This is a genomic window from Flavobacterium flavigenum, assembly GCF_027111255.2.
GTDB lineage: Bacteria > Bacteroidota > Bacteroidia > Flavobacteriales > Flavobacteriaceae > Flavobacterium > Flavobacterium flavigenum.
Window position 1 is genome coordinate 416,452 of record NZ_CP114285.2, and the last position, 26,034, is coordinate 442,485.

The window sequence follows — 26,034 nt, forward strand, 5'->3', positions numbered from 1 at the left end:
TAAAAAAATGCTTGAGAATTTTCCTTTTTATCTAGGCCTGCTAATCGTCATTTTATTACTGATTATGCTGGCTAATAAAATAAAAGTAGCATATCCAATTTTATTGGTATTAGCCGGATTGGCGATCAGTTTTATTCCGGGTGTGCCTCTTATAAAGATAGATCCCGAACTCATTTTTTTTATTTTTTTGCCCCCTTTATTATATGAAGCGGCATGGACGGTTTCGTGGAAAGAAATGTGGCGCTGGAGGAGAATTATTACAAGTTTTGCTTTTGTAGTGGTGTTTCTGTCAGCACTTTCAGTAGCGTTAGTTGCCAATTATTTTATTCCTGGATTTTCAATGGCATTGGGTTTTGTTTTGGGTGGAATCGTATCTCCTCCTGACGCCGTAAGTGCAGGTGCTATATTGAAATTTGTCAAAGTACCAAAAACCTTATCCTCTATTTTAGAAGGTGAAAGTTTATTGAATGACGCTTCTTCTTTGATAATTTTCAGATTCGCAATGATTGCTGTGGCAACAGAACAATTTATATTTTCTAAAGCAGCGACAACTTTTAGCTGGATGATTATTGGCGGTGTGTCAATTGGTCTGTTTATTGGATGGCTTTTTATGAAGGCGCATAAATATTTGCCTACAGATGCTAATTCTGATATCGTTTTATCTTTACTGACACCTTACATTATATATCTGGCTGCTGAAGAAGTACACTGTTCAGGTGTTTTGGCTGTAGTAAGCGGAGGTTTGCTTTTATCTAACAACAGACACCGTTTTCTTAACAGTAAATCCCGCCTTCGTGGTGTGAATGTTTGGGAAAGTTTCTGTTTTATTCTGAACGGATTCGTTTTCATGCTTATCGGATTAGATTTGCCCCAGATTACAAATGGCCTTGAAGAAGTCAGCCTGCCTTCAGCAATTGGTTATGGTGTATTAATAACACTGGTTTTGATCGTGAGTCGTATACTTTCTTCATATGGTGCTGTTGTCGTGACTTTAATTGCCCGCAACTTTATTACCGTAGCTGACACAAGAAATCCGGGCTTAAAAGCACCTTTTATACTTGGATGGAGCGGAATGAGAGGTGTTGTTTCATTAGCAGCGGCGTTATCGATACCTGTTTATCTGAATAATGGTAATGGTTTTCCACAGCGAAACCTGATCTTGTTTATCACCTTCATTGTAATTCTTTTGACTTTATTAATTCAGGGATTGACATTGCCTTATTTTATTAAAAAAATAAAGCTTACAGATATTTACGATCCGACACCCCGCGATGAAGCTTACAATCAATTGCAACAAGAATTAGCCCAATATGCGCTGCATTATTTAAAAACGAATTACAACGATCAGTTAGACTCTAATACTCCTTTGAATTATCTTATAAAGAGATGGGAACAGCACAGTAATGGAATTGATGATGAATCTATTGGCACTGATCTCAAGGTTATTTACCTCGATTTGCTGCACAAACAGAGAGAATGGCTAGTGAATAAAAACAAAGAGGATCAGACTTTAGACGAATCAATAATTAGGCGGCAAATGCATTATCTGGATATTGAAGAAGAAAAATTAAGATACATTTGAGTTTGAATTAACTTTGTAAAGTTCAGTGTAAGATTCAAATGTATCTATATCAGCTATATTATCTTGCGTAATAACTTCCCTAACCTCACTTTTATTTCTGTTGATAATTTGCTTAGCTCCTTCATCATTCGACAATGTGAGAAGTTCTGAGAAAAATTTTGCAGGAAAAAGAACGGGAACTCCTCGGTAATCTTCTTTTCTGCTTATGATAATAGCTTCTTTTTCTTTTTTATGAAGTGCTATTATTGTATTTAAATGATGACTGCTAATAAATGGCTGATCTGCCAAAACAAATAAAACGGCATTAATATCCGGATATTTTTTATTTATTTCAGCTGTTGCCAATGCTATAGAACTCCCCAATCCTTGTTGCCAGTTTTCATTGATTAGAATATTGGCTCGCGATAAATCTATTTTTTCTCTAATTTCATTTGTATAAGCGCCCAGAACGACAAACACTTCAACTGCCTCAACTAAACATGCATTTTCGATAACACTGCCTAATAAAGTTGAATTTTTCCATGGTAGCAACTGCTTCGATTGTCCCATTCTTTTCGAATTACCCGCAGCTAATATTACGATGGCGATTTGGTCCATATTTGCACTTGGTTTAAGAATGAATAGCACTGATTTTATATTTTAAGGATATAGGTTCCTCTTTTCGTACTACAGAAAGTATTTCAGCAATAATACTAATGGCGATTTCCTGAGGTGTTTCTGCACCAATACTGATACCTGATGGGCCATACGTTACATCAAGCAGACCTTCATTATAAGAATCAGTAAATTCAAAAAAATCATTTAAGATTTGATTTCTTCTTTTAACAGGACCCAAAAGTCCTAAATAAGCCGGTTGCGCATTTTTTAATCCGATAAGGAATTTTAAATCGGTTGAATAACTGTGCGTCATTAAAATAACTGCTGTTTCACTATCAATAGAAAGGGAGCCAATTTCTTCAGGAAGCAAATGTAAAACCTGATTTGCACCCGGAAAATTAGCAATGGTTTTAGGATCTTTTACAGATGCCACAATTGTAACTTCCCAACCAGTCAATGAGGCAAAATGACATAATTGTACGGCATCGTGTTCTGATCCAATGATAATTAAATGAAAGCGCGGCTGAAGAATTTGTTTGTAAGAAGTCAATGCTTTATCTAATTGATTATTCGAAAAAGTCAGGTTCTTTCCTTCGAAATGAAACTCGGAACCTAGTCCCGGCTGAACCCCTTCCGTTTTGGTATAAAAAGATTCAATTTCCAGAGTTTGTCTTTTCTTCACAACACTCTCTAAAGCATCTAAAACAGCTGTATCAGGAGAAAAAGGTTCCAAAAGAATATATAAAATACCTTCGCATCCCAGTCGGTACCTTCCATCATAAACCAACATTTTTGCTTTGTGATCCAAAAATACTGACTGGGATTGTTTGAGGATTTCATTTTCAACACAGCCTCCGCTTACAGCTCCAGTCATTGAATTGTTTTCAAAAATCAGCATACGCACACCTGGTCTTCTGTATGAGGAACCTTCGATAGCCACTACGGTAGCCATAACGCTTTTAAGTCCGATTGCCTGTGCTAAAATGTATGATTCTTTTAATTTTAATAATTCGTGCATCATACTTTAATCCTTTTTTGAAATAATTTTTCCCTCAGCATTTGAATATTTACTAATTGATTAAACTGTTCCAAGGCTGAAAGGCAAGGTTCTGATTCGTTTTCCTGTCAAATCAAATATGGCATTAGTTAATGCCGGCGCAAAAGGCGGTAGCGCCGGTTCTCCTACTCCGCCTGCATCTTCTTCATTGTCTATGATATGCACTTCTATCAAAGGGATTTCATTAATGCGGGGCATCGGATAATCATAAAAATTATGTTGTTCTACGATATTTTCTTTAAATGTAATCTGATGTGTTGTTGCGGCACCCAGTCCCATGACAATGGAACCTTCAATCTGTGCGTGAATAATATCCGGATTTACATACCACCCGCAATCCATAACAGCCCAGACTTTGTCTATTTTTACACCGCCGGCAGGATTTTTGGAAACTTTTACAACCTGTCCAACAGTAGAATTGAAACATTCTGTAATAGCAACACCATATCCTTCATTTTTTTTACGGTTTTTCCAGCCTGAAACTTCCTCCATTTTATCAATTAATTTTTGACAGCGCTCTTCCTGTAAATGCTCCCGGCGAAAACTTAACGGATCTTTTCCCGCTTCGTGCGCCATTTCATCAATGAAACTTTCATAGGCAAATCCGTTTGTAGAAGCGTATACGGATCTCCAGAAACTTGTTGGAATACTGGTTTCAAAAAGAACATCTGAAAAGCTTATGTTTTTTACGCTTTCATAATAAGGTTTTAAAAATCCTTCACTGGTACTTCCATTAGGCTTGTTCTTTGGGGCTCCACTCCAGTGTCCATTATTCTGACCCGCCATTCGGAACTTTAAAGCTTCCATTTTTCCATTCGAAACAGTTCCTTCACAGCGGTAGGAAATTCCGGGACGAAAAGGCCCTAAAGTAGCATCGTCCTCACGTGTCCAGACAACCTGAACCGGGCCGCCAATTTCCTTTGAAACTGCAACGGCCTCATACGGATAGTCGTTCATAGCTTTACGGCCAAAACCACCGCCCAGAAAAGTCATATTTACAATTACTTTCTCTTTATCTATTGCAAACTTTTTACTTATATAATCCTGAACCCAGCCAGGAGCTTGCACTGGCCCCCAAATTTCAATTGAATCCCCTTTGTGATGTGCAATGCAATTTACTGGCTCCATCGCAACGTGTGACTGATAGGGAGTTTGATAAACAACGTCTAATTTCTTATCTGTTTTAGATAATACTTCGGTTGGATTTCCCTGACCTTTAAAAAGCATTCCTTCTTCTGTTTTGAGAAGATTATTCTGTGTTTCGAATATTTCAGGCGTACTCCAGTGTTTGAAACCGCTACTGTCCCACTCTACTTTCAATTGTTTTCTGCCTTCAAGAGCAGCCCAGGTTGAAGTAGCAACTACGGCAACACCTTCACGGATATGCTCGTAATATCCCATGTTAACTTTAAAAACGCGTTTCACACCCGGAATTTTTAATGCAGCGGTTGCATCAAAACTTTTGACTTTCCCAAGATAGCGGGGATCACGTTCTACGGAGGCAAATAACATTCCCGGAATTCTTTTGTCAAGTCCAAAAATTAATTCACCATTAGTTTTAAGAGGAGTGTCAATTCTTCGGAGAGGTTTTCTAATCAGTTTATATTCAGAAATTTTCTTCAGTTTTGGTTCTTTTGGAACTTCAAGTTTTGAAGCTGCCTCTGCAAGTTCTCCATAATGCAATTTTTTTCCTGATGGTTTGTGAATTACCTGTCCTGATTCTGCATAGCAGTCAGAACTAGGAACATTCCATTTTGTGGCTGCTGCGGTAATAAGCATTTCACGTGCACCAGCGCTTAATTTTAGCAGTTTTTTATATGCAGAACGAATGGTTGAACTTCCTCCGGTAATTTGTCCGCCATATTTTTTTTCGTTACCAATAGCAAAGATGACGTTGATATCTTTCATGTCAACTTCAAGTTCCTCAGCCACAATTTGCGGTACCGACTGATAAGAGCCCTGCCCCATTTCTGCCCTGTGATTTACAATGGTTACCTTTCCGGATGGATTGATAATAATCCAGGGGCATAATTCGATTTCTGAATCACTTAATTCAGAAGGTCTTACCAGTACCGGTGCACCATTTGCCGGGAAGTAAAACCCAAGACACAATGCAGTACCTCCTAATCCGGTAAGTTTCAGGAAATTTCGTCTTTTAGTATCTATGTTGTTATTTTGAGTCATCGGATAATCATTAAAATTAAGATAATGTTATTTTGCAGGAGCATAAGCACCCGTTTTCAGCCACGTAATCCATGCTTTTTTAAATTCGGCATGCGTTAAGGGCGGAGCGGTTCTTCCTTTTCCCATGTTCCAGCCTGCTTTTACCAAACCATCGTCGGCATGCTCAATAAGTTTCTGTAAATCCTTATTTCCATTAAGTTTTGGGTTCACAAGTTGTTTAGCTAGTTCGTGGGCTGTTTTTCCTTCAAATACCATTTTCATATCAGCTGGAGGTAAATGCCAATCGGGGTTTCCCGGCGGTGTATGCAGTCCGGGGCTGTTTGATGGCTGATGGCAGTTGGCACACTTCATCGCATACATACCTTTTCCGTCTTTGCCTCGTTTGGGCTGCATGCTATGTATAACACTATTGTCGCCCTGAAGCGGAATATCACCTTTTGGATGACAATTGACACAACGCGGGCTCATTAATACTTTATATACCTGTTTAAAAGCTGTAACGGATGCAATACTGTCTTTTTTTATCGGTACGATGGAAACATATTCTTTTTCTGCTTTCTGATTTTTTGAAACAGTAAATGCCAGTCCAATACCTGAAGCTAATAATATGGCTATTACTATAAATTTAGTTTTTGTTGACATAGTTTTTTATCTATCAGATTTTGTTTTTTTCTGCATTTCTGAAGCCAGATGAATGGCTTTACGAATTCGCGGATAAGTACCGCATCTGCAGATGTTACCTGCCATGGCATCGTCTATATCCTGATCTGTCGGGTTTGGGTTTTCCCGAAGAAGTACTGCTGCGGACATAATTTGTCCCGAATGACAATAACCACATTGAGGGACATCTATTTCCTGCCAGGCTTTTTGCGCCGGATGATCGTTGTTTTCAGATAGTCCTTCTATAGTGACTACATTTTTGCCTTTTGCACGGCTCATTTTGGTCACACAGGAACGGACTGCTTCCCCATCCAGGTGGACAACACAGGCCCCACATTGTGCGACACCACAGCCAAATTTTGTTCCGGTAAGTCCCAAAGTATCGCGGATTGCCCAAAGAAGCGGCATTTCCGGGCTAACGTCGAGATTTTCAGTTTTGCCGTTTACAGTTAGTTGTATCATAATGTAGTCAGATTTTTTAAGTGGTCTTTTTTCGTTTCCTAATTTACAAAAAAAACACAAACTATGAATGCCTTCTGCTATTTGATGTTTTTGCTAGAAACTGCTGATATATGTTGGCATAAATGATTAATTTTTCTTTTTTTATTTACATAATGATCTGATAATAATATAATTAAAAATATAAATAGTGTAACCTTTTGCTTTTTTATCGGTATAGATTTGTGTCTAAACTTAAATAGCAACTCATGAATATTTCATATCATAAAGCCAATGTAGAAGAAAGTGCCAGAACATCTTCGAAAAAAAATGACACTAAATACAATTCATCAAGAACTAATGAAAAATCAAACATTGAAACCAGAAAATCAGTATGGATTAAAAAGTAATTTTTTCAGGCTTCAGTTTTTGATTTTGTCATGATATTAAAACATTCTTATATTTGCACTTTTAAAAAAACATCCACAAATGTGAATAAATAATTTCTTTCAAATATAAAAGAAGGCAAGCCAGACTTTTGGTATTTGCCATTTTATTAATGCTTAAGAAAGAGATTATGCTTATTCTACAAAATATTTCATATACACATTCTAATAAAGAGTTGCTGTTCAGCAATATCAGTTTGACAGTAAACAACGGAAACAAAACAGCCTTAGTTGGGCATAACGGTTCCGGAAAATCCACATTGCTAAAAATTATCGCAAAGGAATTGTTTCCTTCTGGCGGAATACAGGAAATCGATACAGAACCCTATTATATTCCACAGATTTTTGGTCAGTACAATCATTTAACAATCGCAGCAGCTTTACGGATAGATGCAAAACTTACTGCCCTGCATGAAATTCTGCAAGGCAATGTAAATGAATCAAACTTAAACATACTTAACGACGACTGGGCAATTGAAGATCGCTGCAATGAAGCCTTGAAGTACTGGGGTCTAAATGATTTAGAGTTATCTCAAAAGCTGAAATTTTTAAGCGGTGGTGAAAAAACAAAAGTGTTTCTGGCCGGCATTATGATTCATCAGCCGAAGATTATACTGCTCGATGAACCAAGCAATCATTTGGATACTGAAGGGAGAACATTATTATATCAGTTTATAAAAGATTCTTCAGCCGCAATGCTTATTGTAAGCCACGACCGGAAACTATTGAATCTGCTTGATGTTACCTATGAATTAAAAGCAAGCGGAATCAAAACCTACGGAGGCAATTACGATTTTTACCAAAAACAGAAGAATATCGAAAAAGACGCATTAGCTCAGGATATACATTCGAAAGAAAAAGCACTTCAGAAAGCAAAAGAAAAGCAACGGAAAACTTTGGAAAAAGAGCTAAAGTCTGATTCAAATGGGAAAAAGAAACAGGAAAAAGCTGGTGTTGCCCGCATTATGCTGAATACTTTAAAGAATAAAGCCGAAAACAGCATTTCAAAAACCAAAAGTGTTCATGCAGAAAAAATTGGTGGCATTTCGCAGGAATTACGTGAATTGCGGGACGAAGTTTTAAGTCTCAATAAAATGAAATTCGGTCTGAACCATTCACAATTACACAAAGGAAAGATTCTTGTGACAGCCGAATCAGTTAACTACAGTTATAATGAACAGTGGATTTGGACAACAGATTTAAATTTTCAAATTATCAGTGGAGAACGGATTGCTATAAAAGGAAGTAATGGTTCAGGAAAAACAACACTGATAAAGCTGATTTTAAAAGAACTTCAGTCTAAAAAAGGGATTCTAAAAATAGCTGACTCCGAAATGATTTATATCGATCAGGATTATTCTTTAATCAATACAGATTTAACTGTTTACGAACAGGCACAGCAAAGCAATAATTCTGGTTTAGAAGAGCACGACATTAAAATGAGGCTGAATCGGTTTTTGTTTACCAAATCAGACTGGGACAAGCCCTGTTGCTATTTAAGCGGTGGCGAAAGAATGCGTTTGATGCTGTGCGGATTAACAATAAAAAATGAAGCACCCGATGTAATTATTCTGGATGAACCCACTAATAATCTGGATATACAGAATATTGAAATATTAACTGCGGCTCTGAACGAATACTAGGGAACATTAATTGTCGTTTCTCATGATAAAACTTTTTTTAACCAGATTAGTGTCAATCGCAGTATGTGTATGGGTTAAGCGATATTCTCAAGAAAGAAAAAAAATATTTTTTAAAATAAATCATAAAAAATGTAAATACATGACCGATTGGTCATATATTTGCATTGTAATTCTTCTGAAGACAGAAATAACAGATAATTATCATGGCAACAAAAGGCGAAGAAACCAGACAATTTATCATAGAGAAAGCAGCTCCGATCTTTAACACAAAAGGGATTGCAGCAACTGCTATGAGTGATATTATGGAAGCTACTAAGTTGTCTAAAGGAAGTCTGTATGTTCATTTTGAAAATAAAGAAGTTCTTGCCTGTGCAGCTGTCGACTATAATATGAAGGTGTTAGGTGATAAATTGTTGGTTAAAATCAGTAAATTTAAAACAGCAAAAGATCAATTGTTTGCGTATATAGATTTCTTTAGTAATGCTGTGAATCCACCTCTTAAAGGCGGGTGTCCATTATTGAATTTCGGAACCGAAGCTGATGACACCAATCCTGTTGTGAAAGAAAAAATAAATAAAGGAATCCAGCTTAATCAGCAATTATTAGAAAATACCATTAAAAAAGGAATTGACAAAGGTGAGTTCAAACCACAATGGAATGCAGCAGAATTTGCAATAATGGTTTTCGCCATGATGGAGGGTGCTCATTTGATGTCGAGGATGTCTGGAAATAATGATAATATGAATATCATTACCAATGTGCTAAAAAAAATGATTGAGGAAAACAGCCTCTAATTTTTTTTATCAAAAAAATGACCGAAAGGTCATTTTAAAACATAAGAAGGAATTAAATAGCAATTAAAAATAAAAAGTAAACAAATTAATAACTCATAATCAATAATTAACAATTTAAAATCATGTCAAAAACAATTTTAATTTCAGGAGCGTCAAAAGGATTCGGAAGAGCCTGGACAGAAGCATTTTTAGCAAAAGGATATAACGTAGCGGCAACAGCCAGAAATATTGAAGCGTTATCCGACTTAAAAACACAATACGGAGACGCAATTTTACCTCTTAAACTGGATGTCAATAATCGCGAAGATTCGTTTGCTGTTGTGCAGCAAGTACACCAGCATTTCGGGAAAATAGACATTTTGATCAATAATGCGGGCTATGCTTTAAACGGAGCTGTGGAAGAAGCCTCTGAAAGTGAAGCCAGAGCGCAATTCGAAACCAATTTCTTTGGAACCTTATGGCTGACTCAGGCGGTTTTGCCAATTATGAGAAATCAAAAAAGTGGTCATATTATTCAGGTTTCGTCTATTTTAGGAATTGCTGCCCTACCCAATTTAGGAATTTATAATGCATCTAAATTTGCAGTTGAAGGTCTTACTGAAACGCTGGCATCTGAAGTAAAACAATTCGGAATCAACGTTACTTTGGTTGAACCAAACGGTTATGCTACTGATATCTGGGGGCAAGGATTCAATAGTAAAAGTATTGAAGCGTATGACGGACTGAAAAAAGCTATTGTAGACGGGCATAATCCTGACTCTTTCGGAAAAACAAGTGCTACGGTTCCGGCTATCCTTAAACTGGTTGAAGCTGAAAACCCTCCCCTACGCCTGTTTTTAGGAAAAGTAGCTTTACCATTCGCTAAACAAACCTATGAACAAAAACTGGCCACGTGGGAAGAATGGGCTGATGTTTCTGTAGCGGCACACGGATAATTATATTCTGATTTTAAGTTTACTAAACGGGATTATTCTTTGTAGAATAATCCCGTTTTTATGTGGATGTATAATTTAGAGTTTACATAAAAAAAGCAATCTCTAAGATCGCTTTAAATGATATTATTAGTAAAAATCAAATTGGTAAATGTTTTAAATCTTCTAAGGTTTTCTTAGCAATTTCAATTTTTTCTGTGAATAAATTTCTGCCATTTATTTCTTCGGCAACTTTAGCAATTTTTTTCTTTGTTGCATTCGACATTGAAATAATTTTTGCTGATTTCTCCATCTTCTCTTTTCCCATAATCCTTGTATTTAATTGATTATTAGCACAAAATTATCTATTTATTTTTTATAAACCAATACAGCTATGTATTTATTTTTTGGTAGATATGGAACGAAACTTTTTTGATCTTCGTCAAATCCGAAAAAAATATATTCTGTTGAAAGTTTTTTCAGGTTCTTATTGATGAAGTATATGTATGTTCTTATTCTTCTGTTTTTATTTTTACAAAAGTCATCACATTTCTTAGAACATGATCTTCTACATTCTTCTTCAAAGGAACCTGAACTGTCACTACCCTGAACGTAAATTGGATACCCTGGATTATCCTTAAAAAATTTAGGAACTGTGTTTAGTACAGTATTAAAAACAGTTCTCATATCTCCATTATTCGTATTTTCACTATCAGAGATGCTTTTAGTTTCAAAATCATAATCACCAAAACCCAGATTGTATATGGTTTGACCGTTCTTAGTCTCAAAACCTATATACTGAACAGCTTTAATAACATTTCTTTCTCCTGTACTCTCAAAAAGATATTGAACAATAGAATTTTCTATAGACACTTTCGTTTCGTAAATATCAATGTTCCTCAAATGTTTTTTCTGCAATAATATAAATATTTTCTTATATATTAATATAATGTAATTCAAATTTGCATGCATAAATGTAAGAAACAAAGCTTGTCCTCATTTTGCGCATTCCCTACACTATTATTTTTCTATAAACAGAATGCTAAATAACCTTCAGTTATCAGCTGTTTATTAATCAATTTGTCGTTTTATATGTTAAATTTAATAAAAATGTTTATGTTTTTGTCCCACAGCTGTTAAATCTTTAATAATAATTAATTGATAATTCTGTAAGAAAACGTATATTTGAGTAAATACAAAATGAGTATGGCATACAAAAAAGCAAAATCACAGCAATTTATATTTCCTAAAACCCCTACCGGGATTGACGGATTAGACGATATTACAAACGGTGGTTTTCCAAAAGGCCGCCCAACCTTGATTTGTGGCGGTGCTGGTTGTGGAAAAACCTTATTCTCAATGCAATTCCTGATTAAAGGAATTACCGAATATAATGAACCTGGTGTCTTCATGTCTTTTGAAGAACCTTCTGACGACCTTACTTTAAATGTGAAGTCGTTAGGATTTGACATTGAGAAACTTAAAGCAGATAAAAAACTGATAGTAGATCATGTTCGGGTTGAAAGATCTGAAATTGAAGAAGCAGGCGAATACGATCTGGATGGTCTATTCATCAGACTGGGTTATGCAATTGATTCTATTAAAGCGACAAGAGTGGTTCTTGATACCATTGAATCTTTATTTGGAGGACTGGACAATCAGGCGATTCTTCGTGCCGAATTGAGACGCTTATTTCATTGGCTTAAAGCCAAAGGCGTAACCGCCATAGTTACCGGAGAACGCGGAGAAGCAACACTGACACGCCAGGGACTGGAAGAATACGTTTCAGACTGCGTAATCGTTCTGGACCATCGGGTTATTGATCAGGTTTCTACCAGAAGACTCCGAATTGTAAAATACAGAGGCTCTACGCACGGCACCAACGAATATCCGTTTTTGATAGACAGTGATGGTATTTCGGTACTTCCTATCACTTCCCTGAAACTGGATAATGATGTTAGTTCTGATATTGTTTCGACCGGTGTCCCGGGCTTAGACGAAATGTTTCATAGCGGCGGATTTTATCGTGGCAGTAATACTTTGGTATCCGGAACTGCCGGAACAGCTAAAACCACTATAGCTTCCTACTTTGCAAATGAACAATGTGAAAAGAACGAAAAAACCATTTATTTTGCATTTGAAGAATCTCCGCAACAGCTCATTCGGAACATGAAATCGATAGGCGTCGATCTTCAAAAGCATATCAAAAAAGGCACTTTGCAAATTCATTCATCGCGTCCTTCGCTTAACGGACTGGAACTCCATTTGCTTACCCTTAGAAAACTGATTAAGGAATTTAAGCCTACCACCATCATTATTGACCCTATCAGTAATCTGATTACCGTTGGAAGTCCGGATGAAGTGCGTTCGATGTTAGTAAGGCTTATCGATATGCTGAAGGCACACAATATTACGGTACTTTTTACGTCTTTAAATAAACGAACTGATAAGTTTAGACCTGATCTTGCCGAAGAATCTGTATCTTCGTTAGTGGATATCTGGATTACAGTCCGCGATATGGAAGGAATTGGGGAAAGAAACCGCGGTATTTTTATCGTTAAAGCCAGAGGAATGGGACATTCTAATAAGGTAAGGGAATTTGTAATTACAAATGAAGGAATCGAATTGCTGGATGTAGAATTAGGCCCAAAAGGAATTCTTACCGGCAGTGAAAGGCAATCGCATAAAATGAAAAAGTCACTGTCTGATCTGAAGCACCAGAATGAACTTAGCAGGAAAGACAGGGAAATTGAACGTAAACGCAAAGTACTCGAAGCCAATATTGAAGCACTTAGAAACGAATTTGAATCGGCTCAGGAGGAATTAGGTATTCTGAGAGCAACGGAAGAGTTATATGAAAAACTAACTTCGAAGAAAAAAAAGGAATAAGTATGAAAAAAGAAGTAGCCGAATGGCAGTTATTGCTTTATGTTGCGGGTCAGACGCCAAAATCGATCAAGGCATTAGAGAATATAAAAAAGTATGCCGAACAACATCTGGCAGGGAAATACAGCATCGAAATTATCGATTTGCTAAAGAATCCCCAATTGGCAGAAGGCGATCAGATTTTGGCTGTACCCACTCTGGTAAGAAAATTTCCGGAACCTATTCGCAAGATTATTGGCGATCTTTCTAATGAAGAAAGAGTACTTGTAGGGCTGAATATCAAACCCCTAAAAGTTTAAAAATGGACAATTCAACTGATGAAACCGCTTCATCCAGACATAAGTTCCTACTTTTTGTTTCGGGTATGTCTGTGAAATCAGGACATGCAATTGAAAATTTGCGCCGGATATGTGACCAATATCTTCAGGATGATTATGAACTGGAGATTGTAGATATCAGCCGGGATACAGAAAAGGCCATCGTACATCAGATTGTAGCGATACCAACTTTAATAAAAACGCATCCTGCCCCAAGACGAATTATTCTCGGTGATTTGTCAGACGAGGAAAAGGTTTTGCAAATACTTAATTTAAGGGAATAGAATTGATAACAGACGATAAAAATATAAATTCCTTATTAGCAGAAATTGAGTCATTAAAGGAAAAACTTGATGAATCAAATAGCATTATTGAAGCAATAAGAGAAGGTGGCGTTGATGCGCTCGTGGTCAACAATAATGGGGTTCCGCAGCTTTATTCGCTTGAAACAGCCGATTACACCTACAGGCTCCTGGTCGAAAAATTCAGACAAGGCGCGCTTAGTATTACCAAAAACGGACTGATCTTATATTGCAACGATTTTTTTGCCCAACTGGTCAATATTCCTTCGGAGCAGATCATCGGAAATTATATTCAGGAATATTTTGAGAACAGCGGGCTGTTTGCCACGCTTATTGAAGCTTTAAAATATGGGGTCAGTACACATGAAATTCTTTTCAAAACCAACAGCTACCCTGCTACATTTCCGTCTTACATTTCCATGACAGATCTGGAACCCTCTGTTGAAGCCATTGGTATCGTGGTAATCGATCTGACCGAAAAGAAAAATCACGAAGAAACGCTCATCAAAAATCAGGAGACGCTCGAAGGAAAAATCAAAGAACTCAACCGGATCAATAGTAATCTCGAAGAATTCATTCACGTGATATCGCACGATCTAAAAGAGCCGCTGCGCAAAATCCTCATGCACAACAGTAAAATAGACGGAAGTTACTTAACTGAAATTGATGCGAAATCAATGGATGTGATCAAATTATCCGTTTTGCGTCTTAATTCTCTGGTTGATGATTTGGTTAAATATTCGTCGCAAACCAAACACGAAGAGCATTCAAAAGTTGATTTAAAGAGCATCATTTCTGAGGTTTTAGAGGATCTGGAGGTAAGTATCACCGACAAAAATGCCCATATCGAAATCGGAAAACTGCCAGTATTAAAAGCTTCTGCAGTTCAGATGCGACAGCTTTTTGCGAATCTGATTTCGAATGCCATTAAATATTCCAAAGCCAATATACCACCTGAGATACAAATTTATCAGGTTGATGATTTAGATGACGAAATATCAAATCAAAATCCTAAATTTGTAAGGATTCAGATTAAAGACAACGGAATCGGAATGGATTCGGGTCATTTGCTTAAGATTTTTACGATTTTCCAGCGGCTGCATGCCCGAAACGAATATTCAGGAAACGGTATAGGCCTGGCGATTTGTAAAAAGATTATGGAAAACCATTCCGGGACAATCACAGTCGAAAGCAAACTGAATGAAGGGACAACATTTACCATTTATTTTCCAATTTAATATAATGCCTCAAAAAAACTTACATATCATAATTGCAGAAGATGATAATGATGATGCAGATGTAATCTTCGAAACTTTTAACAACAATCCGGACTTCGGAAAAGTAAGCCTCGTAGCCAATGGCGAAGAATTGCTGAATTTCCTGAAAGACACTACCAACGAAACACCAGATGTTATCCTGACCGATATCAACATGCCCATACGCAACGGCATCGAAGCCCTGCAGGAAATTTTAAACCATCACGAACTCAAAAACATTCCCTGCTTTGTGTATTCTACGAGTATAAACCCATCTTACAAACAAAAATGCGACGTACTTGGCGTTAAAGCGTATCTCATAAAGCCCTACTCTTTCGAGGCTTTTGAAGAAATCCCAAAGACGATTCTGAGTATTATTTCAGCTTAAAAATAATATGAAAACGAGATTTCTTCTTTAGGGAAAGTCTCGTTTTTTTAGGACCAGTTTTTATACTTTCGTTTATATGGCGAAAAATACTATGCCTATATTCAGATCAATTAATCGGTTTCATTACAACAATTTTGTTTTCTTTTTTTATTTATAATCACTCTTGTCATAAATATTTTAGGATTATTATTTTTCCGTCCTTAATTTTAAAGCTTTTCAGTATGTTTGTGCGTTCCTGAATTATTATATTTGAAAGAATACTTTACTGGAATTCCAAACAGAAAAACAGATGACATCAAAATTCTCATTTTTACAAAGTAATTACGCAGAACTATTCACTATTAGTGAATTAGCAGAAAAATTGTACTTTGTTGATCCTAGTTCGTCTTTAGGAAAATCCCGTCTTTTCTCTGAAAAGATGGCCATTTTAATCTGGCAGTTTGAAGGCTTGGGTCAGTTTGAAGGAAATCAGGTAGAACGGATCAACCAATTATTTTACAGCAATTGCATACCCGAAGTTGTAAAAGATATATTTCATTCTATTAGAAAATCAGGAAACAAGGCCACTCACGACGGAAACAGTTCCAACCCCGAAGCTTTGTTTGTTTTAAAAAAATGCTACCAGTTGGCACGTTGGTTTTACGAGACTTATGAAAATACTTTTTTAGAAAGAGACATCTATGTACTTCCTGAAAATCATCACGAAAAAACACTTGAAACACTTAATACTGAATTAAATAAACTTTCAAAAGAAGTCATTGATTATCAGACTAAAATTGAATCTTTAAATGCTTCAACAAATATAATATCGAAGCGAAAAGAAAAATCAAATCAAAATGCAGGTAACATCAATCTTGATGAAGCTGATACCCGACTGTTGTTGATCGACAAACAACTTGTGAGTGCCGGCTGGGAATGTGATTCTGTTTCGATTAACTATAAAACTAATAAAACACTTCCTGAAAAAGGCAAAAACAAAGCCATTGCTGAATGGCCTTGTAATGGAAAATGGGCGGATTATGCGCTATTTGTAGGAACAGAACTATACGGAATTGTTGAAGCTAAAAAATATGCAACTGATATTTCCACAGATTTGCGCCAATCCAAAATTTATGCGGAATGCCTCGAAATTTCTTCGCACTTTAAAACATTAGGAGAATGGAATTCTTTTAAAGTTCCCTTTTTATTTTCTACTAATGGAAGAACATATATTGAACAATTAAAAACCAAAAGCGGTATTTGGTTTCTGGATATTCGAAAAGAACGCAACAGGGCTTATCCCTTGAAAGGCTGGTTTTCTCCTCAGGGACTTACAGAACAGTTTTCCCGCGATGTTGAAAAAGCAAATACCCGGTTAGAAGAAAGTGATTATGACTATCTGCAAAATCCTAATGGTCTGGGATTGCGTTATTATCAGATTGATGCGATAAAAGCCGTTGAAGATAAAATTATAAATAATCCGGATGACAAACGTTCTCTTTTGGTTATGGCAACCGGAACCGGTAAAACGAGAACCACGATTGGTTTTGTGTACCGAATGATAAAATCCGACCGTTTTAAACGGATCTTATTTTTAACTGATCGAAGATTACTCGCCAGTCAGGCTTTGGGCAGTTTTAAAGATAATAAAGTAGAAGATATCAATACATTTGCCAACATTTACAAAATGGAGGAAATGAAAAATGTCATACCGGAAGCTGATACAAGACTTCATTTTGCAACGGTACAAAGTATGGTCAAAAGATTATTCTATTCTGAAAATGAAACTCTTCCCATTGACACTTATGATTGTATTATAATTGACGAAGCGCACAGAGGGTATAATCTGGATAAGGAAATTAACGAAGAAGATTTAAGTTTTAAGGACGAAAATGATTATGTCGGCCAATACAAAAAAGTAATCGAATATTTTAATGCCTACATTGTTGGTTTAACCGCAACCCCAGCCCTGCATACGACTGAAATTTTCGGAAAACCAGTACACAATTATTCGTATCGCGAAGCGGTTATTGACGGTTTCTTAACCGATCATGAACCGCCTTATATCATCAAAACAAGGCTTAGTGAAGAAGGAATCTTATGGGAAAAGGGAGAAAAACCCAAAATATTAAATTCTGAAACCAATGAAATTGAAGAGCTGGCCGAATTAGAAGATGAACTGCATATCGAAATTGAACAATTCAACAAACTGGTCATTACTGAATCCTTTAACCGGGCGGTTATTAAGGAACTGGTACAAAATCTGGATCCGGAAAGCGATGAAAAAACACTGATCTTTGCTGTTCGGGACAGTCATGCTGATTTGATTGTACAATTGCTTTTTGAAGAATTTGAAGCCATTGGTGTAGAAGTACCGCAAGATTCCATACAAAAACTGACCGGAAAAGTCTATGATGTAGAAAATCTGACCAAACGTTTTAAAAACGAAAAGTTTCCCAACATTGTCGTAACTGTAGATTTACTGACCACAGGAATCGATGTTCCGCAAATTTGCAATTTAGTTTTTATACGAAGAGTACGCTCCCGTATTCTTTTTGAACAAATGCTGGGTAGGGCAACACGATTATGCAAAGAAATCGACAAACAGTTTTTCAAAATTTACGATGCCGTCCGTGTGTATGAAGCTTTAGAAGATTATACACAGATGAAAACCGTTTCTAACCCTTCCATTTCTTTTCAGCAGCTGATTGAAGAATTGGAATATATTGATACACCGGAACGTGCCAAAAAACAACTGGAACAAATTGTTGCCAAATTACAGCGCAAAAAGAAACAAATAAACGAAGGCCAAATCGAACAATTCATGTATCTGGCCAAAGGAGAAACCCCTGAAGAATTTATTGAAAACCTTTTAGAAATTGAAAACGAAAACATCAAAAAAGTATTGGTTAATTATGCCAGCCTTTGGGATTTTCTGGACAAAAAAATATACCAGCCCAAGATGCAGTTAGTATCAGAACATCTGGATGAAGTTATTGGACTAGAGCGCGGTTACGGAAAAGCAGAAAAACCGGAAGATTATATCGAAGGTTTCAAAAAGTTTATCGAAGAAAACCGCAATCAGATCGTAGCTTTAAAAACCATCTGCACCAAACCGTCAGAACTGGACCGTAAATCACTAAAAGAACTCAAATTATTGTTAGATCAAAAAGGCTATAACGAAATCACGCTTGCTACAGCCTGGAAAAATGCCAAAAATCAGGATCTGGCGGCCGATATTATTTCTTTTATCAGGACATTAGCTTTGGATACGGATTTAGTAAGCCACGAAGAGCGTATTAAAAATGCCGTCAAAAAAATAAAAACAAGCCGTTCCTGGAATACCGTCCAGCTAAAATGGCTCGACCGTTTTGAAAACCAATTATTAGTGGAAACAGTACTCACAAAAGCCGATTTAGATTCCAGTCCTTTTCAGCAAGAAGGCGGATTTACACGATTGAATAAGATTTTTGAAAACGACTTAGAAAATATTCTGGCAACACTGAATGAAAATTTATATACGGCTTAAAAGAAGTTACCAATAAAAAAAAACAAAGTGAACAATCAAATTGAAATATATAAATCATTGGGTAATACAACTGAAGTAAAAGTAGTATTCCAGGATGATACTGTTTGGCTCTCTCAAGCCCAGTTAGCCGATTTATTTCAAAAAGACAGAACTGTAATTTCAAAACATATTCGTAACATATTTAACGAAAGTGAACTGGAAGAAGAAGTGGTATGTGCAAATTTTGCACATACCACTCAACACGGAGCAATTACTGGGAAAACTCAAGAAAAAATAACCAAATATTACAACCTAGATGTAATTATTTCTGTGGGTTATCGTGTAAAATCAAAACAAGGAACCCAGTTTCGTCAATGGGCAACCCAGCGATTAAAGGATTATCTGGTAAACGGCTATGCCTTAAACGAAAAACGATTAAAAGAACTCAACTACAAATATGCCGATTTAAAAAAGGCCATAAAACTGGCTGCAAATACTGCCAATATAGAAACCCTAACTTCAACCGAAGCCAAAGGAATTCTGGGCGTGATTCAGCAATATGCTTATGCGCTCGAAACCCTAGACAAGTACGATCATCAGAATTTAACCATTGATGAAGGTACATCTGAACAAAAAGAAGTGCAGCAGCTGCATTATGATTATGCCATCGAACAAATTAAAATCTGGCGTAACTATCAGAACGCGGGGGACTTATTCGGAAACGAGAAAGACCAGTCTTTTAAAAGTTCACTCGAAACTATTTATCAAACTTTTGATAGCGTAGATTTGTACCCGACAATCGAAGAAAAAGCGGCCAACCTGCTTTATTTTATTGTTAAAAACCATTCTTTTTCAGATGGAAATAAACGAATTGCGGCAGGCTTGTTTGTTTATTTTTTAGATATAAATAACATTTTGCTAAACGAGTCAGGAAACAAAAGAATTGGAGACAACGCCCTGGTAGCAATTACCATCATGATTGCCGAAAGCAAATCAGAAGAAAAAGACATTATGGTCAAACTGGTCGTCAATTTGATCAACAGCAAAAATTAAACGGTTTCAAAACTTTAACTTTTAAACCTTAAACAATAAAAACTAAGAATTAATGAGCGCACAAGAAATAGCCAATAAACTCTGGAATCTTTGTAATGTATTGCGTGATGATGGTGTAACCTATCACGAATACCTGAACGAGCTGACCTATATTCTTTTCTTAAAACTGAGCGAAGTAAAAGGTTTTGATGACAAAATTCCGGCAGAATACCAATGGCAGTATTTTGTAAATGAACACGACAATAACGAAGCTTTTGCCCGTTACCGTGAATTTCTGGCAACTGTAAGCACCAAAACCGAAAGCAACAGCATCAAAGAAATATACAGCAATGCCTCTACCAGTTTACGCAAACCGGTAAACTTTCGCTCTCTGATTACCGCTATCGACAAACTGGACTGGTACGAAGAAGACGATCGTGATGTTATGGGAGACATTTATGAAAGTTTATTAGAAAAAAATGCTGGCGAAAAGAAAAGCGGTGCCGGACAGTACTTTACCCCTCGCCCACTGATTAATATCATGGTCGATCTGATGGCGCCAAAAGTTGGCGAACGCTGGACAGATCCTGCAGCGGGTACCTTTGGTTTTATGATTTCGGCAGACCATTATTTACGCAGTAAAACAGACAGTTATTTTCATTTGTCTGAAAAAGAAAGAGAGTTTCAAACCACGCAGGCATTCTCGGGTGTTGAATTAGTTCCAGATGCGCACAGACTGGCTTTGATGAATGCCCGTTTACACGGCATGGAAAGCACCATCCATCTAAACGATACTTTGACCGAATTTGGTAAAAACCTCAAAGATTTTGACGGCGTACTGGCCAATCCTCCATTTGGAACGAAACAAGGTGGCGAACGCCCAACCCGTGACGATTTTACATTCCCGACGAGTAATAAACAATTGAACTTTTTACAGCACATTTACCGCAGCTTAAAAAAAGACGGAAAAGCCAGAGCGGCAGTAGTTTTGCCTGATAACGTACTTTTTGAAGACGGCGACGGACAAAAAATTCGCCATGACCTGATGGACAAATGCAATCTGCATACTATTTTGCGTTTGCCAACCGGAATTTTTTATGCTGCGGGAGTAAAAACCAATGTGTTATTTTTTACCAGAGAAAAAACAGAAACCAACAATACCCAAAATGTCTGGTTTTATGATATGCGTACCAATGCGCCAAGCTACGGAAAACGAACGCCTTTTACCGAAAAAGCGTTTGAAGATTTCGTTCTGGCCTATACCGGCGGCATTCCTTTTGACAGGGTAGAAAAAGAATACGACGGAAGTATTGACGAAACCAGACGAAAAACCATCAAAGACGAACGCTGGAACTGCATCTCGCGCGCCGAAATCGAAAAAAAGAACTACAGTTTAGATTTAGGTTTAATTGCAGACAGCTCTTTGACCAACTCTGACGATTTAGGCGAACCTATTGATATTGCCAAAGAAGCCCTTTTAGAATTGCAAAGTATTACGGAGCAATTGAACGCTATGATTAAAGAATTGAGTTAATGGAAATGCAATTGCCAAAGAATTGGGTTGAAACTTATTTGTATAATGCAACTGAGCCTGTGAAAACAGGGGTAAAACCTTATGGTATAGAAAAAGAATATTTCTCTACAGGTAGTATAAAAGATAATAGTTTCAAAATTGAAGGATTGTATCTCTTTAAACAAAAACCATCAAGAGCGAACCGTGAAGTTTTAGTTGGAGACGTTTTACAAGCAAGGATGTTTGAAACTGATAAGGCGATTATAATAAATGAAAAATGTAAAGATGCATTATTTTCAACAGGTTTCATTCAGTTGAGAGTTTATAGTAATACAATTAATCAAAAGTATTTATTTTACTATGTTAAATCAGATATCTTTCATAATCAAAAAAATGAATTAGCATCAGGAACAACACAAGTAGCAATAAATGATTTAAATGCTAAAAAGATTACATTTCCTCTCCCTCCACTTCCTGAACAAAACCGAATTGTAGCCAAACTAGATACGCTGTTTGCTCAGCTGGAAATAATAAAAACCAGTATGGCAACTGTTCCTGTATTGCTTAAAAATTTCAGACAGCAGGTTTTGACGCAGGCTGTTTCTGGAAAGTTGACGGAGAGCTGGAGAGTTGGGAAGGAATTGGAAGAGTGGAAAAAAATGAAACTTTCAGATTTTTCTATTTCAAAATTAGGGAAGATGCTTGATGGTGCTAAAAACACAGGTGAATTAATTAATTATTTAGGCAATATAAATATAAGATGGTTTGAAATTGACTTTACTAATTTAAAGCAATTGAAAATTGAACCTAATGAAATTCATAAATATATTTTACTAAAAGGTGATGTTTTAGTTTGTGAAGGAGGTGAACCTGGTAGATCTGCAATATGGAAATATGAAAGAAATGATGTCATTTTTCAAAAAGCTCTTCACAGAATCAGGTTAAATGAAAATGTATTACCTGATTTTTTTCTTTATAATTTAAGAGTTGACACAATCAATAATAAATTAACTCAGTTATTTACAGGAACAACAATTAAACACTTAACCGGGCGCAGTTTTTCTACCTATACTATTTCAATACCTCCGTTAAAAGAACAGCGAGAAATCGTTTCCCGAGTAGAAAGTTTATTTACCAAAGCCGATGCCATCGAAAAACAATACCAGACGCTAAAAGAAAAAATAGATAATTTGCCACAAGCCATATTGCACAAAGCATTTAAAGGAGAGCTTACGGAGCAGTTGGATAGTGATGGTGATGCGAGGGAGTTGTTGAAAGAGATTGAAGCCTTAAAAGCTACAGTGGGGAAAGTAAAAAATATAGGGAAAGTTGAAAAACGTACTAAAAAAAAGAAGGCTATTTAAAACAAACTTGCAGAGATTATAATTACAAAAAATGGAATATTTTAAAATAAACGAAAAACAAAATTTTATTGATAATATTGATACTAGATATAATTCAAATAATCCCGGTACAATTTGGTTTTTTGACACCCGACATAAATTACAATATCTTTTTAATGAAATCTCTAAAAGATTAAATATTCCATTAGTAAATAATTACAATGAAAAACCCAATGGAATGGCTGGTTATGGCAAAGGGTTTAAATTGAAATTTTATGTGCTAACAGGATTCATTGAAAAAAAGTTTCAATCAAAAATTAAAAAGAAATGTTTTTTAAAGCTTCAGTTTTATGTACATGAAGAGGAACTATATTTTAGTTCTGATATTGATGTTAATTTTTCAGATAGTAAAAATAATTTTTCTGCTGATCGAAACATATTACAACAAAATACTTCGAAATCATGGAAAGTTGATGAAACATTCCCTAAAGACTGGAATTCTTTAATCGATTTAATACTTCCATTTGTATCGGAAAACATTGAATTTTTAGGAAACTACATAACAAAACAATTATTACCAATGATTGAATCCCCATCTGAAGAAAGCGTAGAAAATACTTTAAGTAAAATCCCTTTAAATCAAATATTGTATGGTCCTCCTGGAACAGGTAAAACCTATCATACAATTAATGAGGCAATTTATATTATTGATCCAAGCTTTGATTTTAGTCAAGAGAGAAATTTTATAAAGGATGAATATGATAGATTGGTAGCTGAGAAACAAATTTTCTTTACCACTTTCCATCAAAACATGAGTTATGAAGATTTCATTGAGGGAATCAAACCTAATATTAATGAGAAACAAGATGTTATTTATAATATTAATAATGGAATATTTAAAAACATTAGCTCATTAGCAAATGATAATTGGTTAAATGCTAAAAAGAATTCAGGATTATTAGCATTCGACGAAGCTCTTGACAATTTGATAGAAGAATGGGAAGAAAATAATGACTTATTATTTCCAATGAAAACGCAGGGAAAAGATTTTACAATTCTTGGATTTACTGATTCTTCAATACAATTTAAAAAATCTAGCGGAGGTACTGGGCATACGTTGAGTAAATCAACATTACGAGATTATTATTATGAAGTTAGAGAAATAGGACAAACTGGAGTAGGTATTTACTATCCACCAATATTAGAAAAATTAAAACAATATAAGCCTGTTGAATCTTCTACAATAGTAAATAAAAAGGAAAAACCATTTGTATTGATTATTGACGAAATTAACCGTGGCAATGTATCTCAAATTTTTGGAGAATTAATTACACTACTAGAAGAGGACAAACGTCTAGGTAATGACGAAGCCTTAGAAGTTATATTACCTTATAGTAAAGAAAAATTTGGGGTACCACCTAACCTTTATATCGTTGGTACAATGAATACTGCTGATAGAAGTGTGGAAGCATTGGACACCGCTTTAAGAAGACGTTTTTCATTTACTGAAATGATGCCAGAGTATGATGATCTTGTAAAAATTCAGTTTAGAGATTTTAATTTAGGAGAATTATTAAACATCATTAATGACAGAATAGAAGTATTATTGGATAGAGACCATACAATTGGTCATTCCTATTTTATCAAACTAAAAAATAATGATATTGAAGGGCTAAAGCAAGTTTTTAAAAATTGCATTATACCATTACTTCAAGAATATTTTTATGGAGATTACGAAAAAATTGGACTAATCATAGGTAAAGATTTTTTTGAAAAATATACAAAATATAATAAAGATATATTTGCTTCATTTCCTACTCAGCAATATCCTGACAATGGAACAATATTAAGACTAAAAGAAATAGATGAAGATTTTGATATAATCAAAGCAGTTCGATCTCTTCTTAGTATTAAAATATCTGAAATTTCAGAAACAGAAAATGAATAAAATTCAGGTTTTTGAACACAGCTTTTTGCCAATTGATAGCAAATTTACACAAACTCATTTTGTTGCTTTGTCAAAATTGAACGAGCTGCATAATGACAAATATTTTGACTTACGCCATAACGGAATCAAATTCAAACAATACGTAGGCGTTATTCAGGTTGCCGGATTAACAATTGAGATTTTACCAAAAATTGATAATGATGGTAAAAGTATTAATACCTGGCAAAAGGCTTTAATAGAAATGCTTCGGGTAACTAAAAAACTTAAAGTTCAAAAAGTAGGAGAAGCCAATGTAAGCCGACAAAAAATACATCTTTTGGATCTTTATTTTGAGTGGTTTCTTGGAGAAGTTCAAACCTTGATTCATCAGGGTTTAATCAAACAATATTACAAAGAGACCAGTAATGTAAAAGCTTTAAAAGGGAAATTAGAATTCGCAGGGCACATTAGTAAAAATCTGGTTCACAAAGAACGTTTTTATACGACACACCAAATTTATGACAAAGACCATTTGGTACATCAAATCCTTTTTAAAGCTTTAGAAATTGTCGAGAAATGCTCAAAAGGAAGTTACCTGTATTCGAAATGCAAAACAGTTCAGCTTGACTTTCCTGACGTAAAAACAATCTCAGTAACTGAAGCTACTTTTTCTAAAATTCCTAAAAACAGGAAAACGGCACCCTACGAAACTGCTTTGGCAATTTCAAAATTCATTATATTAAACTTTGCCCCCAATATTTCAAGTGGTTCTGAAAACATGCTGGCTTTATTATTTGATATGAATTCTTTATGGGAAGAATATATTTTAGCCAGACTCAAACAAAACACTAAAAACATTATTGTTGAAGGACAGCGATCAACACTTTTTTGGAATGGTATTTCTATCCGGCCAGATATTGTAATGAAAAATGGGGATATAACCTATATCATTGACACCAAATGGAAAAATATCGACTGCAGTAACCCTTCAACAAATGATTTACGTCAAATGTATGTTTATAATGAGTATTGGAAATCTACAAAAGCAATGCTTTTGTATCCATCAAATACAACAGATTTTAGTCCATTTATACCATTTCAAAATCATCATGTTCATGAGTACAGAGTTGATAATAAGCAAAAATTCAAACAGCATGAATGTTGTTTAGGCAAAATTTCTATTTTCAAATCAAATAAAGAATGTTTAAATGATGAAATTGGTGATGAAATTATAGCGAAGTTTATATAAAAAGAAAACTAACTATACTTAA

At 35.6% G+C, this 26,034-nt stretch carries 23 protein-coding genes; 16 read left to right on the top strand and 7 right to left on the bottom strand.

Going from position 1 to position 26,034, the window contains the following annotated elements; all coding sequences use genetic code 11:
* The first annotated feature begins 7 nt into the window (after positions 1-7).
* Positions 8-1,582 carry a Na+/H+ antiporter gene (locus OZP09_RS01435; RefSeq protein ID WP_281310152.1) on the top strand — a complete coding sequence of 525 codons (1,575 nt, stop codon included), beginning with the start codon at positions 8-10 and terminating at the stop codon, positions 1,580-1,582.
* On the opposite strand, the gene OZP09_RS01440 is transcribed toward OZP09_RS01435, so the two are convergent.
* From OZP09_RS01440 to OZP09_RS01460, 5 genes are read right to left on the bottom strand one after another with little or no spacing between them, the layout of a single operon-like run.
* The gene (locus tag OZP09_RS01440) at positions 1,568-2,179 is read right to left on the bottom strand and encodes a nucleotidyltransferase family protein (protein ID WP_269236150.1); all 612 of its coding nucleotides are present in this window, start codon (positions 2,177-2,179) and stop codon (positions 1,568-1,570) included. The two genes, OZP09_RS01435 and OZP09_RS01440, sit on opposite strands and share 15 nt — an antisense overlap.
* A gap of 13 nt (positions 2,180-2,192) precedes the next feature.
* A complete protein-coding gene (locus OZP09_RS01445; protein ID WP_281310153.1) occupies positions 2,193-3,200 on the bottom strand; it encodes an XdhC family protein in 1,008 nt (335 codons plus the stop codon).
* A gap of 57 nt (positions 3,201-3,257) precedes the next feature.
* Positions 3,258-5,420: a xanthine dehydrogenase family protein molybdopterin-binding subunit gene (locus OZP09_RS01450; protein WP_281310154.1), complete on the bottom strand. Its 2,163-nt coding sequence runs from the start codon at positions 5,418-5,420 to the stop codon at positions 3,258-3,260.
* A 27-nt stretch (positions 5,421-5,447) separates the two neighbouring features.
* Positions 5,448-6,062: a hypothetical protein gene (locus tag OZP09_RS01455; RefSeq protein WP_269236156.1), complete on the bottom strand. Its 615-nt coding sequence runs from the start codon at positions 6,060-6,062 to the stop codon at positions 5,448-5,450.
* A 6-nt stretch (positions 6,063-6,068) separates the two neighbouring features.
* Positions 6,069-6,542 (bottom strand): (2Fe-2S)-binding protein, encoded by a 474-nt coding sequence (locus tag OZP09_RS01460; protein ID WP_269236157.1) that lies wholly within the window; start codon positions 6,540-6,542, stop codon positions 6,069-6,071.
* Between the two features lie 245 nt (positions 6,543-6,787).
* Here OZP09_RS01460 and OZP09_RS01465 point away from each other — a divergent pair, with 245 nt between their 5' ends.
* The 4 genes from OZP09_RS01465 (at position 6,788) to OZP09_RS01480 (ending at position 10,336) form a co-directional block, all read left to right on the top strand.
* Positions 6,788-6,928 carry a hypothetical protein gene (locus OZP09_RS01465; protein ID WP_281310155.1) on the top strand — a complete coding sequence of 47 codons (141 nt, stop codon included), beginning with the start codon at positions 6,788-6,790 and terminating at the stop codon, positions 6,926-6,928.
* 167 nt (positions 6,929-7,095) lie between these two features.
* Positions 7,096-8,607, top strand: coding sequence for an ABC-F family ATP-binding cassette domain-containing protein (locus OZP09_RS01470; protein ID WP_349293617.1), 1,512 nt, complete (start codon positions 7,096-7,098; stop codon positions 8,605-8,607).
* Positions 8,608-8,810: 203 nt separating this feature from the next.
* The gene (locus OZP09_RS01475; protein ID WP_269236159.1) at positions 8,811-9,401 is read left to right on the top strand and encodes a TetR/AcrR family transcriptional regulator; all 591 of its coding nucleotides are present in this window, start codon (positions 8,811-8,813) and stop codon (positions 9,399-9,401) included.
* Positions 9,402-9,523: 122 nt separating this feature from the next.
* On the top strand, positions 9,524-10,336 hold the full coding sequence (locus tag OZP09_RS01480) for an SDR family NAD(P)-dependent oxidoreductase (protein ID WP_269236160.1): 813 nt from the start codon (positions 9,524-9,526) through the stop codon (positions 10,334-10,336).
* 136 nt (positions 10,337-10,472) lie between these two features.
* Here OZP09_RS01480 and OZP09_RS01485 read toward each other — a convergent pair whose 3' ends face one another.
* On the bottom strand, positions 10,473-10,640 hold the full coding sequence (locus OZP09_RS01485) for a hypothetical protein (RefSeq protein ID WP_269236161.1): 168 nt from the start codon (positions 10,638-10,640) through the stop codon (positions 10,473-10,475).
* A 41-nt stretch (positions 10,641-10,681) separates the two neighbouring features.
* Complete coding sequence (locus OZP09_RS01490; protein WP_269236162.1) at positions 10,682-11,230, bottom strand: DUF6934 family protein; 549 nt, start codon at positions 11,228-11,230, stop codon at positions 10,682-10,684.
* 288 nt (positions 11,231-11,518) lie between these two features.
* Between OZP09_RS01490 and kaiC the strand changes: the two genes are divergently transcribed.
* The 11 genes from kaiC (at position 11,519) to OZP09_RS01545 (ending at position 26,012) form a co-directional block, all read left to right on the top strand.
* The gene (gene kaiC / locus OZP09_RS01495) at positions 11,519-13,201 is read left to right on the top strand and encodes a circadian clock protein KaiC (RefSeq protein ID WP_281310156.1); all 1,683 of its coding nucleotides are present in this window, start codon (positions 11,519-11,521) and stop codon (positions 13,199-13,201) included.
* Positions 13,202-13,203: 2 nt separating this feature from the next.
* Entirely contained in the window at positions 13,204-13,497 is a 294-nt protein-coding gene (locus OZP09_RS01500) for a circadian clock KaiB family protein (RefSeq protein ID WP_269236164.1), read from the top strand.
* Positions 13,498-13,499: 2 nt separating this feature from the next.
* Positions 13,500-13,799 carry a circadian clock KaiB family protein gene (locus OZP09_RS01505; protein WP_281310157.1) on the top strand — a complete coding sequence of 100 codons (300 nt, stop codon included), beginning with the start codon at positions 13,500-13,502 and terminating at the stop codon, positions 13,797-13,799.
* Between the two features lie 2 nt (positions 13,800-13,801).
* Positions 13,802-15,055 (top strand): PAS domain-containing sensor histidine kinase, encoded by a 1,254-nt coding sequence (locus tag OZP09_RS01510; protein ID WP_269236166.1) that lies wholly within the window; start codon positions 13,802-13,804, stop codon positions 15,053-15,055.
* 4 nt (positions 15,056-15,059) lie between these two features.
* Complete coding sequence (locus tag OZP09_RS01515) at positions 15,060-15,461, top strand: response regulator (RefSeq protein WP_269236167.1); 402 nt, start codon at positions 15,060-15,062, stop codon at positions 15,459-15,461.
* A gap of 289 nt (positions 15,462-15,750) precedes the next feature.
* The gene (gene hsdR, locus OZP09_RS01520; protein ID WP_281310158.1) at positions 15,751-18,969 is read left to right on the top strand and encodes a type I restriction-modification system endonuclease; all 3,219 of its coding nucleotides are present in this window, start codon (positions 15,751-15,753) and stop codon (positions 18,967-18,969) included.
* Between the two features lie 27 nt (positions 18,970-18,996).
* A complete protein-coding gene (locus OZP09_RS01525) occupies positions 18,997-20,001 on the top strand; it encodes a virulence RhuM family protein/type II toxin-antitoxin system death-on-curing family toxin (protein WP_269236170.1) in 1,005 nt (334 codons plus the stop codon).
* Between the two features lie 52 nt (positions 20,002-20,053).
* On the top strand, positions 20,054-21,514 hold the full coding sequence (locus OZP09_RS01530; protein WP_269236171.1) for a class I SAM-dependent DNA methyltransferase: 1,461 nt from the start codon (positions 20,054-20,056) through the stop codon (positions 21,512-21,514).
* A complete protein-coding gene (locus OZP09_RS01535; protein WP_281310159.1) occupies positions 21,514-22,857 on the top strand; it encodes a restriction endonuclease subunit S in 1,344 nt (447 codons plus the stop codon). The genes OZP09_RS01530 and OZP09_RS01535 overlap by 1 nt, the downstream gene beginning before the upstream one ends.
* Positions 22,858-22,888: 31 nt before the next feature.
* Complete coding sequence (locus OZP09_RS01540; RefSeq protein ID WP_269236174.1) at positions 22,889-24,784, top strand: McrB family protein; 1,896 nt, start codon at positions 22,889-22,891, stop codon at positions 24,782-24,784.
* A complete protein-coding gene (locus OZP09_RS01545; RefSeq protein WP_269236175.1) occupies positions 24,777-26,012 on the top strand; it encodes an McrC family protein in 1,236 nt (411 codons plus the stop codon). The genes OZP09_RS01540 and OZP09_RS01545 overlap by 8 nt, the downstream gene beginning before the upstream one ends.
* Positions 26,013-26,034: the final 22 nt, after the last annotated feature.

What these genes read in the sequence shown, in the direction of transcription:
- OZP09_RS01505 (WP_281310157.1), top strand. Translation starts at nt 13,500, where the DNA reads ATGGACAATTCAACTGATGAAACCGCTTCATCCAGACATAAGTTCCTA.
- OZP09_RS01500 (WP_269236164.1), top strand. Translation starts at nt 13,204, where the DNA reads ATGAAAAAAGAAGTAGCCGAATGGCAGTTATTGCTTTATGTTGCGGGT.
- OZP09_RS01480 (WP_269236160.1), top strand. Translation starts at nt 9,524, where the DNA reads ATGTCAAAAACAATTTTAATTTCAGGAGCGTCAAAAGGATTCGGAAGA.
- OZP09_RS01485 (WP_269236161.1), bottom strand. Translation starts at nt 10,640, where the DNA reads ATGGGAAAAGAGAAGATGGAGAAATCAGCAAAAATTATTTCAATGTCG.
- kaiC (WP_281310156.1), top strand. Translation starts at nt 11,519, where the DNA reads ATGGCATACAAAAAAGCAAAATCACAGCAATTTATATTTCCTAAAACC.
- OZP09_RS01515 (WP_269236167.1), top strand. Translation starts at nt 15,060, where the DNA reads ATGCCTCAAAAAAACTTACATATCATAATTGCAGAAGATGATAATGAT.
- OZP09_RS01540 (WP_269236174.1), top strand. Translation starts at nt 22,889, where the DNA reads ATGGAATATTTTAAAATAAACGAAAAACAAAATTTTATTGATAATATT.
- OZP09_RS01445 (WP_281310153.1), bottom strand. Translation starts at nt 3,200, where the DNA reads ATGATGCACGAATTATTAAAATTAAAAGAATCATACATTTTAGCACAG.
- OZP09_RS01460 (WP_269236157.1), bottom strand. Translation starts at nt 6,542, where the DNA reads ATGATACAACTAACTGTAAACGGCAAAACTGAAAATCTCGACGTTAGC.
- OZP09_RS01545 (WP_269236175.1), top strand. Translation starts at nt 24,777, where the DNA reads ATGAATAAAATTCAGGTTTTTGAACACAGCTTTTTGCCAATTGATAGC.
- OZP09_RS01435 (WP_281310152.1), top strand. Translation starts at nt 8, where the DNA reads ATGCTTGAGAATTTTCCTTTTTATCTAGGCCTGCTAATCGTCATTTTA.
- OZP09_RS01455 (WP_269236156.1), bottom strand. Translation starts at nt 6,062, where the DNA reads ATGTCAACAAAAACTAAATTTATAGTAATAGCCATATTATTAGCTTCA.
- hsdR (WP_281310158.1), top strand. Translation starts at nt 15,751, where the DNA reads ATGACATCAAAATTCTCATTTTTACAAAGTAATTACGCAGAACTATTC.
- OZP09_RS01440 (WP_269236150.1), bottom strand. Translation starts at nt 2,179, where the DNA reads ATGGACCAAATCGCCATCGTAATATTAGCTGCGGGTAATTCGAAAAGA.
- OZP09_RS01465 (WP_281310155.1), top strand. Translation starts at nt 6,788, where the DNA reads ATGAATATTTCATATCATAAAGCCAATGTAGAAGAAAGTGCCAGAACA.
- OZP09_RS01475 (WP_269236159.1), top strand. Translation starts at nt 8,811, where the DNA reads ATGGCAACAAAAGGCGAAGAAACCAGACAATTTATCATAGAGAAAGCA.
- OZP09_RS01530 (WP_269236171.1), top strand. Translation starts at nt 20,054, where the DNA reads ATGAGCGCACAAGAAATAGCCAATAAACTCTGGAATCTTTGTAATGTA.
- OZP09_RS01470 (WP_349293617.1), top strand. Translation starts at nt 7,096, where the DNA reads ATGCTTATTCTACAAAATATTTCATATACACATTCTAATAAAGAGTTG.
- OZP09_RS01535 (WP_281310159.1), top strand. Translation starts at nt 21,514, where the DNA reads ATGGAAATGCAATTGCCAAAGAATTGGGTTGAAACTTATTTGTATAAT.
- OZP09_RS01450 (WP_281310154.1), bottom strand. Translation starts at nt 5,420, where the DNA reads ATGACTCAAAATAACAACATAGATACTAAAAGACGAAATTTCCTGAAA.